Genomic DNA, 16,971 nt, shown 5'->3' with positions numbered 1-16,971 from the left:
ACGCAGGGCGGGTCTTGACCCGCCACCACATGTATCGCGAATCCGGGCGGTCGGTCGGGACTCGTTCTACTTTTGTGACTCGAATACGACGTGCATCGCACGTTCGTTCGGCGGGCCAAGACCCGCCCTACGTTCTCATGCGATCGCAGGCGCGCGTAGCGGCACGGCGGGGTTGTCCTCGTACGTGCACACGCGATCGCGGCCTTCCGCCTTGGCCCGGTACATGGCGCGGTCGGCATGCATGAACAGGTTCTCGAATGCGTGGCCGCACAGCTTGGTCGTCGCGCAACCGAAGCTGGCCGTGATCGCCGGCGCATGCTCGATCGAGGACGTGTCGATCCGTGCGAGCTGCTCGCGGCATTCCTGGGCGATGCGTTGCGCGGCCGCCAGGTCGGCGCCGCCGGACAGGATGGCGAATTCCTCGCCACCCAGGCGGCCGAACAGGTCGCCTTCGCGGCATGCGTTGCGGCACGCGGCCGCCACCTGCTTCAGCACCCAGTCGCCGGTCGCATGGCCGTGGCGATCGTTGATGCGCTTGAAGTTGTCCAGATCCAGCAGCACCAGCGCCGCTTCGCGGCCGCTGCCGGCACAGCGTGCCAGCTGCGCCTCGGCCTGCTCGCGGAAGTGGCCGCGGTTGCTGATCTCGGTGAGGCTGTCCACCTGCGCCAGGCGGCGGAACATCATCTGCACGCGCTTGACCTTGTAGGCCCAGTAACCACCAACGCCAAGCATCAGCAGCAGCATGGCCATGCCCAGACGCGTGTTCAGCGCCGACTTCTTGGCGATTTCCTGCTGCAGCTTCAGCACATCGTTCTGGCGTTGCAGCAATTCGATCGACTGGTTCTTCTGCTGCAGCTCGTGGCGGCTGAGCTGAAAGGCGAATTCGCGCGCCTTAACCTCGTCCAGACGGGCCTTGTCGGCTTCGGCGTATTGACGGTATTCGTCGAGCGCGGTGGCCAGATTGCCCCGACGCAGCGCGGCTTCGTACAGCACCTTGTGCGCGGTTACCAGTGGTAGCGAGTACGCGTCCTTGCCGCCTTTGGCCAAGGCACGATGGGCGTGATCTTCTGCGCCGGAAAGATCACCTACGCTTAGCCGATATTCGGCGAGAAGGCCATTGATCTCGCCAATGAGGCGCGGATAACCCGTGGCTTCGACTTCTGACAGGTGTGCCTCCAGGAGCTCGATTGCTTGCGCGGTCTTTCCTTTGGACACCCAGTATCGTGCCAAGTATCCGCGCAACAGATTGCTGGCGATCGGCTCTCGAGCCGTAACACACTGGGAAATGGCGGCATTGATCTCTTTCTCGTCGCCCGGTGGCACACCTAGTCCGAACAGCGCCTCTACACGTAATTGCTGTGCAAAACATTTGCTTCGTGGCGATGAGTCCTGTGCAAGAAGGCGTTCGGCAAAGTGCTGGCCAAGTGCAAACTGCCCATACTGGTTATAAAGAATTGCCGCGGTTAGTGAACCCAGCTCTCTCGCCCCCGCGTCATTCACCTGGTCTTGGATCGCCAGCGCGCTTTCCAGATAGCGAAGCCCAAGCGAGAACTCTCGAGTGATGGCGGCTCCATTGGCAACGAGTAAAGCGGCCCGAAACTTCAAAGGAGCTTCCGACGACTCTTCGTAAACGGAAAGGGCATCCTTTATCGCAGCGTCGTATTGCCCTCCGGCCATTTGCTGATACACATGCAACAATCTGATTTGTCGCTTTTGGTTTGGGGTAGCGGAGTCCTCCATTTTCCCAAGCTCAACTAGAGCCGTCGCAAATGCCTTTGGGTCACTAGTGCGCAGTGTTTCGGCCTCGCGCAGCAACGGATCGATACTTGACGTGGCGGCCACCGAGAGTGGCAGCAGCAAGCCAAGGAGCAATATAACGAAGCCAACCCGAAGTATTTCCGACTTCATTTCGCATCTCCAGCGATCTGCGGAACCGAGCCGTGATGCCTGGCTGCGAACCTGTAGCCAGGCATCACGGTCACAGGCCATTAGGCCGCGCGGGAAGTTGCTTCACGATCAGGTGCTTCTTCCTCACCTTCCTGTTCCTCTTCCTGCGGCTCATCGTTTTCTGCCGGCGCAATCAAGCACATCATGGAGAGACGGCCGCCGAGCAATTGGTTCAGGGCATCGGCATCGCGCGCGATCAGCGCCTGCCGTTCTGCTGCTTCCAGACTCGCGTCAGCGATTGCCGCAGCGAACTCTTCCGGCGACATCGGCTTCGGATTGCGGGCCAGGGTTTCCAGGAACTGCACGACGTTGGACATCTTCGACTCCTTGCGTGGGTGGTGGACGGGCTTGGGTTTCAGGCGGGTTCGACCGCGGCTGGTTCAACCGCGGCAGCTTCGGCGCGCTCCAGCGCCTCGATCTTCGCCAGCATCGCCTCGTCGCGTTGCAGCGGTGCGCACGGCGGCACCACCAGCGTCGAGTGCATGTGCAGCGGTGTGTCCGGCAGGTCGCGCAGGCGCACGGTTTCCATGCGCGGCTGGGTGATCGGCAGGGTGGCGGCCTCGTACACGATGACTTCGTGGTCGGCCGGGTAGTCCTCGCGCAGGCGCTCGACCAGCAGGCGGCGATACTCCGGACCGGTGGCGAAGCGGCGGTAGGTGCGGTCGCCGGCGATGCCGACCTGCCACAGGACCAGGTAGGCGGATGGGTCGAGCCGGCGCCGGTAGAACATCAGCTGGCTGGCCTCGTAGTGCTGGCAGCCCAGCCGGCCGGGGTCGATGCCCAGGTCGGCATAGAGGCAGTCCTCGGCGGAGACGCCCGGCTCCATGTGGGCCGGGAAGCCTTCGCGCCGGGCCTGGGCGATGGCGTCGTGCGGGACCTTGGCGAAGACGCCGGGATGGCCGTAGAAAGCGCCGACCACGGTGCGGCCGGCGCGGACCTCGACCAGCATGGCTTCGACCATGTCGCGGTAGGTCTGGTGGCGCGGCTTGCCCTCGGCATAGTGCGGCTGCAGGCTGCGCACGTCGGGGTGCATCTGCTGCAGCCACAGCTCGACCACCGGATCGGACGCGGCACCGAACACCACATCGGCCTGCTCGATATGGCTGCGCGTACGCGGGCCGATATGGGCACCCAGCATCATCCCCAGGCCGACGCAGACCAGGCTGCCCGGCTCTCCGGTCGTGGACACGGTTCGTCATCCCCCTGAAGACCCAGCGACGATACTCGGCCCATCTGATTTTGCAAGATGGGATCAGGCCGGGGCGCGCCGGATCAGCCAGCGGGCCCGGGGCAGCTCCCAGCGGCACAGGGTCTTGTCCTCGACCTGGTCGGGCGTACGCGCGAAGCCGAACCGGCCCAGTAGCCTGTCGATGATCAGGGCATGGTCGTCGTCCGGGCGCTGCGCGTAGACCAGCGCCAGGCCCATGCCGAGGAAGGCGTGGTCGATCAGCGGCACGAATGCCTCGCTGGAGATGCCGCGGTTCCACCAGCCATTGCGCAGCATCACGCCGAGTTCGGCGCTGTCTCCCGTGCGCAGCAGGGCGGCCATGCCGATCGCCTCTTCTGAGCCTTTGTCGTCGATCGCCCAGAAGCGGTGCCCGGGCTGGTCTTTCGCGTTGTGTCTGCGCGCGCTCTGGAAGCTCTGCGCGGCGGCATCGGCCGACAGCGGCGCCACGATGCGGCGCATGACGTCGGGATCGGTGTAGAGGTGGCAGAACATCGCTTCGTCGCGTGCCTCCATCGGGCGCAGGCGCAGGCGATCGGTTTCCATCGTCGCCATCTTTCAGGGCGTCCCGCGCGCCCATGCCACCCGTACGCAGCCGCCGTTGGCTGCGCTGCGGTCGAACACGCAGTAGTGGCCCGCCAGCAGCGGCAGGCCGAGGATCGACTGGTTGGGCCAGCCCTGGAGCTGGCTCGCCAGCAAAAAATAGGCCTGCCCGGCGCGCATCGCATTGCGCGGCCAGTAATGCTCGGGCGCGCAACTGAGCACCGTTTCGCTGCCATCGGGTGCCTGCAGGAAGAAATGCAGCTCGGGCCAGTCGAGCGCGTCCACGTCGGCATTCGCAACGCCCTGCTGTTGCTGGCGGAAGGTTTGCTGGAATCGCTCGACCAGTGCGGGGATGCGCGCATCGCGCTGGGCGAAGGCGTCGATCACGGCCTGGTACAGCGTTGCCTCGAGGATGACGAAGCTGCAGCCGGTGTCGAGGATCGCGTTGCTCGCGGCCTGGTGTGCGTAGCTGGCATCCAGTGGCGGCGCGACGATGCGCGGACCGTCGCCGACCTGCACCGCGACCAGGCACGCGTTGTAGTAAAGATCGTGGACGATCTGGATATCGTGGAACTCACCTTCGTAGAGCCGGCCTTCGTGCAGGCGATGCGGGTCGTCCTGGTCGGCATGCAGCGAACCGCCGAGCACTATCACGCCCTGGTTGAGCGGGTCGGCGGCCAGTTGCGCGTCGTCGGCGCCGTCGTCCGCGACGTGCACCAGCGCACGACGCAGCAGCAGGCCGAAGCGGTTCTCGATGCGGCCGGCGTCGGCCAGCGCGGTGAACAGCGGCTGCAGCGCGACAGCTGGTTGCGCGCGCAGCAGCGTGGCGAAGGCGGCAAGGTCGGAATCTTCCCGGTCGAACGGCCACGGCCAGGTCTGTGGCGGGTCGACGCCGTGCGCGCCGAGGTAGTCGCGCATGTCGTGCGCGGTGTCCAGGCCTGAATAGGCGAGGCCGAACAGGCCATCGGCATCATGCAGGTCCTGCGCCTGCGCTTCGATCAGCGCGATCGGTGCGCCGTCCAGGTGCACGTCTTCATACAGGCCTTGCAGATGGATTTCCGTCGACAGCACCGGCCCGGCCCAGACGCCGCCGCCGTAGCGCACTTCCTGCGCCCACGATGTCGGCGCGTGGCTGGCGTCGCGGTCGGGATCGTAGGCATGCGGCAAAACCACCAGCGTGCTGCTGCCGGTATCGAGCGCCAGGTTGGCCGGGCGCCGCCCGCTGCCGATCGACAGGGCGACGGTGTAGGCGCCCTTGGCGTAGGCCAGGGTGATCGGCAGGTGCAGGGCGCGGGTCATGCGCCGATTGGAGCAGATCGCGCGGTGCGGTTGGAACCGGTCTGGCCGGTCAGTCCGCTTCTTCCGGCGGCGGCACGATCGCGCCGGGGTCGAGGGCCAGGCGCGCGGCGATCAGCACCGCCTGGGTGCGGTTGCCGGCGCCGAGCTTGCGCAGGATCGCGGTGACATGCGCCTTGATCGTGGCCTCGGACACGCCAAGCTCGAACCCGATCTGCTTGTTGAGCAGGCCGCTGCCGAGCATCTGCAACACGCGGAACTGCTGCGGGGTGAGATCGCGTAGGCGCTGCGCCGCATCGTATTCGTCCGGCCCGGTCGCCGGCGCTGCCAGCGCCGACGCAGGCGCCCAGCGGTCGCCCTCGAGCACCGCGGAAATCGCCTCACCGAGGGTCTTGGCATCAGCCGACTTGGGAATGAAGCCGATGGCGCCGTGATCGAGCGCGCGTCGCATCACTGCAGGCTCCTCTCGCGCCGACACCACCACGATGGGCAGCTGCGGATGCAGCGCGCGCAGATGCACCAGCGCGCTGAAGCCGTGCGCGCCGGGCATGTTGAGATCGAGCAGGAGCAGGTCGGCGTCCGGCTCGGATTCGACCAGCGTGTACAGCGCCTCGACGTTCTGCGCTTCGCGCAGCTGCGCCTCGGGCAGCACCCGCGCGACCGCTCCGCGCAGGGCTTCGCGAAACAGCGGGTGGTCGTCGGCGATCAGCAGGGTTGGCATAACAGCGGGGAATGGGGATTCGGGATTGGAGATTCGGTTTGCTTTCCGGGCTGGCTAATCCCCAATCCCGAATCCCCATTCCCGGCCCTCAGGGCACACGTCGATGCTGCACCAGCGACTCGACCACCGACGGATCGGCGAGCGTGCTCGTGTCGCCGAGCTGGTCCGGTGCGTTCTCGGCGATCTTGCGCAGGATCCGGCGCATGATCTTGCCGCTGCGGGTCTTGGGCAGGCCGGGCGCCCACTGGATGTGGTCGGGCGTGGCCGTGGGTCCGATCTCCTGACGCACCTGACCGACCAGGGCCTTGCGCAGTTCGTCCGTGGCCTCGATCCCCTGCTTCAGGGTGACGTAGGCGTAGATACCCTGCCCCTTGATGTCGTGCGGAAAGCCGACCACCGCGGCTTCGGCGACGTCGTGGTGCGAGACCAGCGCGCTCTCCACTTCGGCGGTGCCGATGCGGTGGCCGCTGACGTTGATCACGTCGTCCACCCGTCCGGTGATCCAGTAGTAGCCGTCGGCATCGCGTCGGCAGCCGTCGCCGGTGAAATACATGCCCGGGTACGTCTTGAAGTAGGTGTCGATGAAGCGCTGGTGGTCGCCGTAGACCGTGCGCATCTGCCCGGGCCAGGAATCGAGCAGGACCAGGTTGCCTTCCGCCGCGCCCTCGAGCAGGTTGCCGTTGGCGTCGACGATGGCAGGCTGCACGCCGAAGAACGGCCTGGTCGCCGAGCCGGGCTTGGCTTCGATCGCCCCCGGCAGCGGCGAAATCAGGATGCCGCCGGTCTCGGTCTGCCACCAGGTGTCCACCACCGGGCAGCGCGCATCGCCGACCACGTCGTGATACCAGCGCCAGGCCTCGGGATTGATCGGCTCGCCGACGGTGCCGAGCAGCCGCAACGACGCGCGCGAGGTGCGCTTCACCGGGGCCTCGCCTTCGCGCATCAGCGCGCGGATCGCGGTGGGGGCGGTGTAGAAGATCGTGACCTGGTGGCGGTCGACCACCTCCCAGAAGCGCGAGACCGTCGGATAGTTGGGCACGCCTTCGAAGACCAGGGCGGTGGCCCCATTGGCGAGCGGCCCGTAGACGATGTAGCTGTGACCGGTGACCCAGCCGACATCGGCCGTGCACCAGTAGACATCGTCCTCGCGCAGGTCGAACACCGCTTCGTGGGTGTAGCTCGCATACACCAGGTAGCCGGCGGTCGTGTGCAGCACGCCCTTGGGCTTGCCGGTGGAACCGGAGGTGTAGAGGATGAACAGCGGATCTTCCGCGTTCATGCGCTCGGGTTCGCAGGTTTCCGGCTGGCCTTCGACCACGGCCTCGTACCAGCGGTCGCGCGGCATCTGCATGTCGACCGCGCCGCCGGTGTGGCGGACCACCAGGACGGTCTCAACGCTGTTGGTGCCGTGCAGCTTCAACGCGGTGTCCACGTTGGCCTTGAGTGGCACCGTCTTGCCGCCGCGCCGGCCTTCGTCGGCGGTGATGATCAGCTTGCTGGCGCAGTCGTGCACGCGGTCGGCGATCGACTGCGGCGCGAAGCCGCCGAACACGACCGAATGCACCGCGCCGATCCGCGCGCAGGCCAGCATCGCCACCACCGCCTCGGGGATCATCGGCAGGTAGATCGTGACCCGGTCGCCCTTCGCGACACCAAGGTTGCGCAGCGCGTTGCCCAGCCGGCACACGCGCGCATGCAGGTCGCGATAGCTGATGTGCTGGGCCGGTTGCGACGGATCGTCAGGTTCGAAGATCAGCGCGGTCTTGTCGCCACGGGCTTCGAGATGGCGGTCCAGGCAGTTCACGCTGGCGTTGAGCTCGCCGTCGGCGAACCAGCGGATGTGGAAATCGTCCAGCGCATAGCTGGTGTCCTTCACCCGGGTCGGCGCGCGCATCCAGTCCAGGCGGGTCGCGACCTGGCCCCAGAACGCGTCCGGTTCGGCGAGCGACGCCGCGTACTGGCGCTCGTACGCGTCGCGGCGGATCCGCGCCGTTGCGGCAAACGTTTCTGGAATCGGGTAGAGGTCCTGAGCGGTCATGGCGAGCTCCCCATAACGGGTGGTTTGCCACCAGTGTGCCCCAGCCGCGGTGCCGCGGGCATGGCTGGGGCTTAGACCTTGGTCGTATCGACCATTGGCGAATCGACGCGCCCGGCCCGGGCGGGCATGGTCGGCGGCGCGGCACTGGGCCGCCGGACTGCGCGGGAGGGGAACATGTCGGATTCGGACCGCATTGCGCGGCACACCGTCGGGCGCCGGGCGCCGGGGATGGCGCGGCTGTCGCTGGCCGTTGCGCTGGCCCTGGCCGCACCCGGCATGGTCCTGGCGCAGACCGCCAAGGAACGCGAGCTCGAAGCACGGGTGGCACAGCTGGAGAAGATGGTCGAGCAGTTGGTGGCGCAGCAGCAGCAGACCCAGACCCAGGTGGCCGACACCCAGGCGCAGGTCACCGAGGTGAAGACCGCGCAGGCGCAGATGCCCAAGCCGGCGCCAGAAGGCAAGCAGCCAATTCAGGGCACCACGATCATGGCCACCGCCAACCCGGGGACCACGTTCTCCTACGGCGGCTTCATCAAGATGGATGCGATGGCCACCGACACCAGCGACGGACGCATCGCGGATGGTTCCGCCGGACGCATGTTCTACCTGCCCAGCCAGATCCCGGTGGGCGACGACACCGCCGAAGGCGGCGATGCCTACACCGATTTCCACGCCCAGTTCTCGCGCTTCTGGTTCAGCGCCGACCACGTCACCGATGCTGGCGACAAGTTCAAGGCCTACATCGAAGCCGACATGTTCGGCGGCGGCAACAACGCGCTGGCCGGCAACGAGACCGCGACCAATACCTACGGGATCACCCTGCGCCAGGCCTACGTGAGCTGGAACGAGTGGCTGGCCGGCCAGACCTGGTCGAACTTCATGGACGTGGCCGCGCTGCCGGACGCGGTCGACTTCATCGGCCCGACCGACGGCACCGTGTTCGTCCGCCAGGCCCAGCTGCGCTACACCAAGGGGCCGTGGTCGGTCTCGGTGGAAAATCCGCAGACCACGGTCACGCCGTACCTCGGCACGGCCGCGCGCTTCAATACCGGCGACAACGTCGCGCCGGACATCACCGCACGCTGGCTGACCAAGGGCGACTGGGGTCACTTCACCGTCGCCGGCCTGGTGCGCCAGTTCAAGTTCGGCGACGACACCGAAACCGGCGCGGCGATCAGCGTCTCGGGCAAGTTCAATCTGGGCGCCAACGACGACATCCGCTACGCGGTGAACGCCGGCAGCGGCATCGGCCGCTATCTCGCCCTCGGGCTGGGCAGCGACGTGGTCCAGGATGCGAACGGCGACCTGCACGCGCTCGACGGCTACGGCGCCTTCGCCGGATGGCGCCATGCCTTCAATCCGAAACTGCGCGGCAACCTGTTCTACTCGATGGCGCATTTCGACAACGACGTCGACATCACCGGTTACGGGGTCACCGAGCGCGCGCATTCGCTGCATGCCAACCTGATCTACTCGCCGTTCCCGAAGCTGGACCTGGGCGCGGAGCTGATCTACGGTCAGCGTTTTCTCGAGGACGACCGCGAAGGCGACCTGAGCCGCCTGCACACCCACGTCAAGTTCAGCTTCTAAAGGGGAGACCACATGTCCACCACCACCGTCGAAGCCGCACCCGCGCCGCTCACCCAGGGACACAAGAAGGTCATCTTCGCCTCCAGCCTGGGCACCGTGTTCGAGTGGTACGACTTTTACCTGTACGGATCGCTGGCCGCGATCATCGCCAAGCAGTTCTTCAGCGGCCTCAACGACACCAGCGCCTTCATCTTCGCGCTGCTGGCGTTCGCCGCCGGCTTCGCGGTGCGTCCGTTCGGCGCGGTGTTCTTCGGCCGCCTGGGCGACATGATCGGGCGCAAGTACACCTTCCTGGTCACGATCGTGATCATGGGCGCGTCGACGTTCCTGGTCGGCGTGCTGCCCAACTATGCCAGCATCGGCTTCGCCGCGCCGGCGATCCTGATCGCGTTGCGGTTGCTGCAGGGCCTGGCGCTCGGCGGCGAGTACGGCGGCGCAGCGACCTATGTCGCCGAGCACGCACCGCACGGCAAGCGCGGCCTGTACACCAGCTTCATCCAGACTACTGCGACGCTGGGCCTGTTCCTGTCGCTGCTGGTGATCCTGGGCGTGCGTACCTGGCTGGGTACGGAGGCCTTCGAGGCCTGGGGCTGGCGCATTCCGTTCCTGCTGTCGATCGTGCTGCTGGGCGTTTCGGTGTGGATCCGCCTGCAGCTCAACGAATCGCCGCTGTTCCAGCAGATGAAGGCCGAGGGCAAGGGCTCGAAGGCGCCGATCACCGAGAGCTTCTTCACCAAGAACGGCCGCATCGTGCTGCTCGCCCTGCTCGGCGCCACCGCCGGCCAGGCCGTGGTCTGGTACGCGGGCCAGTTCTATGCGATGTACTTCCTGACCCAGTCGCTGAAGGTCGATGCCACCACGACCTGGTTGCTGATCGCCGCCGCGCTGGTGCTCGGCACGCCGTTCTTCGTCTTCTTCGGCTGGCTGTCGGACAAGATCGGGCGCAAGGGCATCATCATGGCCGGCTGCCTGATCGCCGCGCTGACCTACTTCCCGCTGTTCAAGGCGCTGACCCATTACGCCAATCCGGCGGTCGCCGAAGCCAGCGCGAGCGCACCTGCGGTGGTGCATGCCGACCCGGACACCTGTTCGTTCCAGTTCGATCCGGTCGGCAAGAAGGTCTTCACCAACTCCTGCGACATCGCGACCGCGGCGCTGGCCAAGGCCGGTATTCCGTACACGATCCAGGCCGCACCGGCCGGCACCGTCGCCAAGATCGCGGTCGGCACTACCGAAGTGGCGGGCTACGAAGGTGCAGGCCTGGCCAAGGACGAGGGCAAGGCCAAGGCCGATGCCTTCGGCGCCGAGCTCAAGACCGCGCTCACCGCGGGCGGTTACCCGGAGAAGGCCGACCCGGCGCGGATCAACAAGCCGATGGTGCTGCTGATCCTGTGGGTGCTCGTGATCTACGTGACCATGGTGTACGGCCCGATCGCGGCCTGGCTGGTGGAGCTGTTCCCGACCCGCATCCGCTACACCTCGATGTCGCTGCCGTACCACATCGGCAACGGCTGGTTCGGCGGCTTCCTGCCGACCATCGCGTTCGCCCTGGTCGCGGCGACCGGCAACATCTATTACGGCCTGTGGTATCCGATCGTGATCGCGGTGATGACCTTCGTGATCGGCACGCTGTTCCTGCGCGAGACCAAGGACGTGGATATCACGAAGTAGCCGCGGCCGCTTAGCGGAAAAAGACGCCGGCCGCTGGCCGGCGTCTTCGTTCTGGCGATGGGCCGCTGCCCTAAGCCCCGCCCAGTACCTCGAGGAACCCGCGTCGCCACGCGTTGATGTCGTGCCGGCGCAGGGTCGCCAGCATCGCGGCATGGCGTTCGCGCCGCTCGGCCAGGGACATCGTCGCCGCCTGCGCGATCGCCTCGGCCACGCCGTCGATATCGTAGGGATTGACCAGCAGCGCCTCGTGCAGCTCGTACGCCGCGCCTGCGAAGCGCGACAGCACCAGCACGCCCGGATCCTCGGCGGCCTGGGAGGCGACGTATTCCTTCGCCACCAGGTTCATCCCGTCGCGCAGTGGCGTGACCAGGCCGATATCGGCCACCCGGTAGAAGCCGGTCAGCACGTCGTGGCTGAAGTTACGGTTGACGTAACGCACCGGAGTCCAGTCCGGATCGGCCTGGCGACCGTTGATGCTGCCCGCCAGCCCCTCGAGCGTGCTGCGCAGCCGCTGATACACGGCAACGTCCGTGCGCGAGGGCGGCGCGATCTGCAGGAAGGTGACCTTGCCGGTGTGTACGCGATGGGTTTCCAGATAGCGTTCGAACGCCCGGAACCTGCGCGTCAATCCCTTGGAATAGTCGAGCCGGTCGACGCCGATGGCGAGCTTGCGCACGCTCAGGCTGGCGCGCAGACGCCGCACCGTGGCCCGGCGCATGGCGTCGGCCGCCTGCGCCTCGATCGCGGCGGTGTCGATGCTGATCGGAAACGCACCCACGCGGAAGCGGTGGCCATCGGCCATCAGGACCTGGCCCTGCTCGTTGCGCACGTCCGCGCCGCGATACAGGCGCATGTAATCCTGCAGACGCTCGACGTCGCGGCGCGTCTGCAGCCCCACCAGATCGTAGGCCGACAGGTTGCCGAACAGCGCCTCGTGCCCGGGCAGTGCGGCGAGCAGATCGGACGAGGGCATCGGCACATGCAGGAAGAAGCCGATGCGGCCGCCGAACCCGCGTTCGCGCAGCAGCGCGCCGAGCGGCAGCAGGTGGTAGTCGTGCACCCATACGGTGTCGCCGTCCCGCAGCCTGGGCATCAGCGCATCGGCGAAACGCGCATTGACGCGCAGGTAGGCGTCCAGGTTCTCGCGGCTGTATTCCACCAGGTCCAGCCGGAAGTGCAGCAGCGGCCATAGCGTCCGGTTGGAAAAGCCGGCGTAATAGCCGTCATATTCGGCCCGAGTCAGGTCCGTGGTCGCATAGGTGATGCGGCCGGCGCGCTGCGCGTGCACCTCCCCCGCCGGCGCCGGCGCACGATGTCCGCTCCAGCCGAACCACAGCCCGCCACGTTCGGCCAGCGCCGCGCGCAGCGCCACCGCGAGTCCTCCGGGCCGCTCCTCGTCGGGCAGGGCGACGCGGTTGGACACCACGACCAGGCGCGATGCCGCGTTCATCCGGCCTCCCGCCATGGCCGCGACAGCCGCATCGCGGCAATGATCAGCCCGACATGCGAATAGGTCTGCGGGAAGTTGCCCCAGGCTTCGCCGTCGGTTTCGAACGCCAGATCTTCCGACAGCAGACCGAGTGGATTGCGCCGCGCGAGGATGCGCTCGAACAGTGCGCGCGCCTCGTCGATCCTGCCGATCGCCGCCAGCGCATCGATGTACCAGAACGTGCAGATGGTGAAGCTGGTCTCCGGCAAGCCGAAATCGTCGGCCTCGACATAGCGGAACAGCGCATCGCCGCGCTTGAGCTCGCGTCCGATCGCCTCGACCGTGGCCACGAAGCGGGGATCGTCCGCCTGCACGAACCCGACATCGGCCAGCAGCAGCAGGCTGGCATCCAGCCGGCGGCTGTCCCAGGATTCGACGAAATGCCCCGCCGCCTCGTCCCAGGCGTGCGCCGCGATGCGCGCATGCATGGCATCGGCGCGTTCGCGCCAGAAGCGCGTGCGCTCGTGCAAGCCGAGCTGCGTCGCGATCTTCGCCAGCCGGTCGCAGGCGGCCCAGCACATCACGCTCGAATAGGTATGCACTTCCTCGCGGCCGCGGAATTCCCACAGGCCGGCGTCGGGCTGGTCGTACAGCGCGTAGGCGCGCTCGCCTAGCGGTTCCAGCCGGCGGAAAGTGGCCTCGTCGCCCGGGTGCTCGAGCCGCAGATCGAAGAACAGCTGCGACGAGGCCAGGACCACGCTGCCGTAGACGTCGTGCTGCTTCTGCACCCAGGCCAGGTTGCCGCGCCGGACCGGGCCCATGCCGCGATAGCCGGCGAGCGATTCCAGCTCGTCCTCGGTCAGTTCGGTCTCGTAAGCGATTCCGTACAGCGGCTGCAGGGCACCGTCCTCGCCCACCGCCAGGTTGAAGATATAGCCCAGGTAATCCTCCATGCTGCGCGTGGCGCCCAGCCGGTTGAGCGCGCGCACCACGAAGGTCGCGTCGCGCAACCAGCAATAGCGGTAGTCCCAGTTGCGCGAGCTGTGCGGCGCTTCGGGGATGGAGGTGGTCATCGCGGCGACGATCGCGCCGGTATCCTCGTACTGGCACAACTTGAGGGTGATCGCACTACGGATGACCGCTTCCTGCCAGTCCAGCGGGATCGACAGGTAGCGCGTCCATTCGCGCCAGTAGGCGTGGGTACGCTCTTCGGCCTGGCGCACGAAATCGGCCACGCCGCGGCGCAGCGGTTCGTCCGCGCCCAGCACGCAGTGCATGTCCCGATCGAGCACGAACGGTTGCGCCTCACGCAGCAGCCGCACCGGCACGTCGCTGGTGAAGCGCAGGGGATGGCCCGGCACCTCGTAGCGCACGTGGTTGCTGCCCCACTTGCGCTGCGGCGCGCGCGCGCCGTAGTCGCACAATGGACGCAGGACGATGCGCACCCGCGGCGTGCCGGCCAGGGGCCGGATCCTGCGCGCCAGCATCACCGGCCGGTAGAACCGCCCGTACTGGTGCCAGCGCGGTGCGAAGTCGGTGACCTCCACCGCACCGCCACGTGCATCGTGCAGCACCGTGCGCAGGATCGCGGTATTGCTGACGTAATGCTGTTCGGCGTGGGAGAAATCCTCCAGTTCCACTGCGTAGTCGCCGCCTTCTGCCTGCGGCGACAGCAGGCTGCAGAACACCGGCTCGCCGTCGAAGGCCGGCACGCAGGCCCAGACCACGCGCCCGCGCGCGTCGATCAATGCCGCGAAGCTGCCGTTGCCGACCAGGCCCAGATCGAGGCTGGCTTCCAGACCCGCTTCCCTCACGCGATCGGTTCCTTGTGTACACCCAGCCATGCGTGCACGGCTGCGACATCGTGCAGCGCATAGCGCGCCACGCTGGGCTCCCGCGAGCCGACCAGCACGCTGATCCCGCTGCGCAGGTTCACTACTTCGAATCCGTGCTCGTCGGTCAGGTCGTCGCCGGCGAACACCGGTGTGCGCCCGGCGAACGGCGGCTCGCGCAGGAACGCCTCGATGGCCGTGCCCTTGTCCGCGCCCTGCGGCCGCAGTTCGACGACGTGGTCGCCGTGCTGCAGGTGATATCCGCTCAGTTCCATCGCCGCCGTGGCGGCAAGGGCCTCGAAATCGGCCGCGGCCAGCGGATCGGCACGCCAGTGGAAGGCCAGCGCCACACCCTTGTCCTCGACGATCGCGCCGTCGTATTTCGCCGCGATCTGCAGGCCAGCCTCGCGCACGCGCGCCAGCGCCTCGACCGAGGCGCTGGGCGCCTGTTCGACCACATCGCCATGGCGGCGCTGCAGGCCATGCAGTCCGGCGCAGGGCAGCTGCAACGGCGCGAACAGCGCATCCAGGGTTTCGATCCTGCGGCCGCTGACGAGCGCCAGCGCGCCCTCAAAACCGCGTTGCAGCGACTGCAACCGGGCCACGAGCGCGGCGTCGACCGCCACAAGATCCGGCGCGTCGGCGAAATCGATCAGCGCACCATCGACGTCAAGAAACAGCGCCATCGTCCGCGGGTCCAGTGCGGGCGGGGCTGCACGGGGAACGAGTGCATCCGGCATCCGGGCATTGTGCAGGCCGGCGCGTAAGGATCGCGTAAGGACTCACGCGGCGAGGGATTTGTGGGCGCTCCGCTCCCGCGCAGTGGCCCCCAGGCCAATCTTGCGCGCTTTGCCGTTAGCGCGGTGGCGCGGCAAGCTCCTTCGCGCTGAGGAAGCCGTCTTGATTGCTGTCCTGCTTCTTGAAGGTCGCCGCCAGGCGCTCGCGGTGTTGCGCGCGCGTGATCGGCTTGCCCTTGCGACCGGGAAGTTCATCGGCCGTCAGCACCGCGTCGCGGTTGCGGTCCATGGCATCGAAGGCATAGCTCAGCCAGTCCTGGTATTCACCCGGCGAGACGCGGGCGTCGCGATTGGCATCCATTCGCGCGAGATACTCGCCGGTGCCGCGTAGTTGCGCATGCAGGACCAAAGGGAGCCCCGCCAGGACCAGGAAGAACAGCTGGAAACGCATGCGCCGGATTCTAGGCCAAACGGGTTCTCACGTGGGGCATGAATCGATCGACCGCACACGCTGCGCACGCGCCCAAAACGAAAAACCCGCCGGATCGCTCCGGCGGGTGGGGTCGATCTCGCAACGATGCAGGTTCAGGCGCGCGCGGACTGCAGCGAATAGCCCTTGAGCCGCGCCGAATACTCCTGCAGCACGCGGATGCCGCTTGCTTCGGCTTCGTGGCACCAGGCCTGCAGCTGGCGCAGCCGCTCGGCGGCGTCGTTGCTGCGCGCTTCGAGCACCTCGCTCAGGCGCGCGCGATACTCGACCAGCGTGCGGATGCGCGGACGCTGTGCGACCCAGGTCTGCAACTGCTCGCGCGCCTCGGGGTTGAGCCAGCGGCCATCGTCGACAATGCCCTTGCGCAGCGGCCGCGGCAGCAGCGCCCGCAGTTTGGCGCCCGCAGCGGCGGCTTCCTCGCGCAGGGCGGGCGTGAGCACGTTGCGCTGATAATCTGTCATCGCCTGGAAGCGGTGTGCCAGCAACGCCTTCATGGTGTCGGCATCGGGCACATTGATGTTGGGCCGCACGTCCAGCGAAGGCGCGACCCGCAGCACCTTGGCCAGCCCCAGCGTCTCCAGCCCCTTGATCGCGGCCCAGCCGATGTCGAACTCCCACTTGCGCAGCGCGAACTTCGCCGACGACGGGAATGCATGGTGGTTGTTGTGCAGTTCCTCGCCGCCGATCCACACCCCCCAGGGCGTGAGGTTGGTCGCGGTGTCGGTGGTCTCGAAGTTGCGATAGCCCCACCAGTGGCCAAGGCCGTTGACCACGCCCGCCGCCCAGAACGGAATCCACGCCATCTGGATCGCCCACACGGCCACGCCGGCGAAGCCGAACAGGGCGAAGCTGACGAACAGCAGTAGGGTCGGACCCAGGGTGGCGTGCGGGGTGTAGAGCTTGCGTTCGATCCAGTCGTCCGGGCAGCCCTTGCCGTACTGCTCGATTGACGCGCGATCGCTGCGGGCTTCGCGGTACAGCTCGACGCCGCGCCAGAACACGGTCTTGATGCCCTTGTACATCGGGCTGTGCGGATCTTCTTCGGTCTCGCACTTGGCGTGGTGCTTGCGATGGATCGCCGCCCACTCCTTGGTGATCATGGACGTGGTCAGCCAGGTCCAGAATCGGAAGAAATGCGCCAGGACCGGATGGAAATCGACGCCGCGGTGCGCCTGGCTGCGGTGCAGGTACAAAGTCACGGAGAAGATCGTCAGCTGGGTTGCAACCAGCAGATACAGCGCCAGGCCCCAGAAGCCGGTCTGCAGCAGGCCGCCGGCGAGGAAGTCGAGCAGGGAAACGGGCATTATGAAACTCCAACTGGCACTCGCCAGCAAACAAGATGCGCCCAGGATCGGTCGCGCCCTGGAGCATGATGGGGCCTGCGGCGCCCCACGTCACCCGTCGCCCGCGTACGGTGTTCAGGTCGCCATCCCGGCCTGGGGAGGCGCTGCG

Annotated in this window: 14 protein-coding genes; 2 read left to right on the top strand and 12 right to left on the bottom strand. The window is 67.0% G+C overall.

Translation table 11 applies throughout. The features are described 5' to 3' along the window. Nucleotides 1-135 precede the first annotated feature (135 nt). The 7 genes from MC375_RS05575 to acs form a co-directional block, all read right to left on the bottom strand. Complete coding sequence (locus MC375_RS05575; protein WP_242102303.1) at nt 136-1,908, bottom strand: GGDEF domain-containing protein; 1,773 nt, start codon at nt 1,906-1,908, stop codon at nt 136-138. Between the two features lie 80 nt (nt 1,909-1,988). Further along, nucleotides 1,989-2,264 carry a hypothetical protein gene (locus tag MC375_RS05570; protein ID WP_242102302.1) on the bottom strand — a complete coding sequence of 92 codons (276 nt, stop codon included), beginning with the start codon at nt 2,262-2,264 and terminating at the stop codon, nt 1,989-1,991. A gap of 38 nt (nt 2,265-2,302) precedes the next feature. Next, on the bottom strand, nt 2,303-3,136 hold the full coding sequence (locus tag MC375_RS05565) for an SAM-dependent methyltransferase (RefSeq protein WP_343223548.1): 834 nt from the start codon (nt 3,134-3,136) through the stop codon (nt 2,303-2,305). Nucleotides 3,137-3,199: 63 nt separating this feature from the next. Beyond that, entirely contained in the window at nt 3,200-3,718 is a 519-nt protein-coding gene (locus MC375_RS05560; protein WP_242102301.1) for a GNAT family N-acetyltransferase, read from the bottom strand. Between the two features lie 12 nt (nt 3,719-3,730). Then, entirely contained in the window at nt 3,731-5,014 is a 1,284-nt protein-coding gene (locus tag MC375_RS05555) for a pepsin-like aspartic protease (RefSeq protein ID WP_242102300.1), read from the bottom strand. Nucleotides 5,015-5,063: 49 nt separating this feature from the next. Continuing rightward, nucleotides 5,064-5,732 (bottom strand): response regulator transcription factor, encoded by a 669-nt coding sequence (locus MC375_RS05550; RefSeq protein WP_242102299.1) that lies wholly within the window; start codon nt 5,730-5,732, stop codon nt 5,064-5,066. Between the two features lie 88 nt (nt 5,733-5,820). After that, on the bottom strand, nt 5,821-7,770 hold the full coding sequence (acs, locus tag MC375_RS05545; protein ID WP_242102298.1) for an acetate--CoA ligase: 1,950 nt from the start codon (nt 7,768-7,770) through the stop codon (nt 5,821-5,823). Nucleotides 7,771-7,998: 228 nt separating this feature from the next. Between acs and MC375_RS05540 the strand changes: the two genes are divergently transcribed. Both MC375_RS05540 and MC375_RS05535 read left to right on the top strand, forming a co-directional pair. Beyond that, entirely contained in the window at nt 7,999-9,360 is a 1,362-nt protein-coding gene (locus tag MC375_RS05540; RefSeq protein WP_242102960.1) for a DcaP family trimeric outer membrane transporter, read from the top strand. Between the two features lie 12 nt (nt 9,361-9,372). After that, the gene (locus MC375_RS05535; RefSeq protein ID WP_242102297.1) at nt 9,373-11,031 is read left to right on the top strand and encodes an MFS transporter; all 1,659 of its coding nucleotides are present in this window, start codon (nt 9,373-9,375) and stop codon (nt 11,029-11,031) included. Between the two features lie 70 nt (nt 11,032-11,101). Here MC375_RS05535 and otsA read toward each other — a convergent pair whose 3' ends face one another. The 5 genes from otsA to MC375_RS05510 all read right to left on the bottom strand — a co-directional run bounded on the left by otsA (nt 11,102) and on the right by MC375_RS05510 (nt 16,823). Further along, complete coding sequence (gene otsA / locus MC375_RS05530) at nt 11,102-12,481, bottom strand: alpha,alpha-trehalose-phosphate synthase (UDP-forming) (protein ID WP_242102296.1); 1,380 nt, start codon at nt 12,479-12,481, stop codon at nt 11,102-11,104. Beyond that, nucleotides 12,478-14,259: a glycoside hydrolase family 15 protein gene (locus MC375_RS05525; RefSeq protein ID WP_277929366.1), complete on the bottom strand. Its 1,782-nt coding sequence runs from the start codon at nt 14,257-14,259 to the stop codon at nt 12,478-12,480. The genes otsA and MC375_RS05525 overlap by 4 nt, the downstream gene beginning before the upstream one ends. Nucleotides 14,260-14,270: 11 nt before the next feature. Then, nucleotides 14,271-14,978 carry a trehalose-phosphatase gene (gene otsB / locus MC375_RS05520; RefSeq protein ID WP_242102294.1) on the bottom strand — a complete coding sequence of 236 codons (708 nt, stop codon included), beginning with the start codon at nt 14,976-14,978 and terminating at the stop codon, nt 14,271-14,273. Between the two features lie 169 nt (nt 14,979-15,147). Continuing rightward, nucleotides 15,148-15,489, bottom strand: a complete 342-nt coding sequence (locus tag MC375_RS05515) for a hypothetical protein (protein ID WP_343223550.1) — start codon at nt 15,487-15,489, stop codon at nt 15,148-15,150. 125 nt (nt 15,490-15,614) lie between these two features. Further along, nucleotides 15,615-16,823 carry a fatty acid desaturase gene (locus tag MC375_RS05510; RefSeq protein WP_242102292.1) on the bottom strand — a complete coding sequence of 403 codons (1,209 nt, stop codon included), beginning with the start codon at nt 16,821-16,823 and terminating at the stop codon, nt 15,615-15,617. Between the last annotated feature and the right edge of the window lie 148 nt (nt 16,824-16,971).

Origin of the sequence: Lysobacter sp. M2-1, assembly GCF_022662495.1 — a bacterium.
Classification (GTDB): Bacteria; Pseudomonadota; Gammaproteobacteria; order Xanthomonadales; family Xanthomonadaceae; genus JAKPBU01.
Note: the sequence above shows the minus strand (reverse complement) of the source record. Positions and strands in the feature narration are given on the sequence as shown.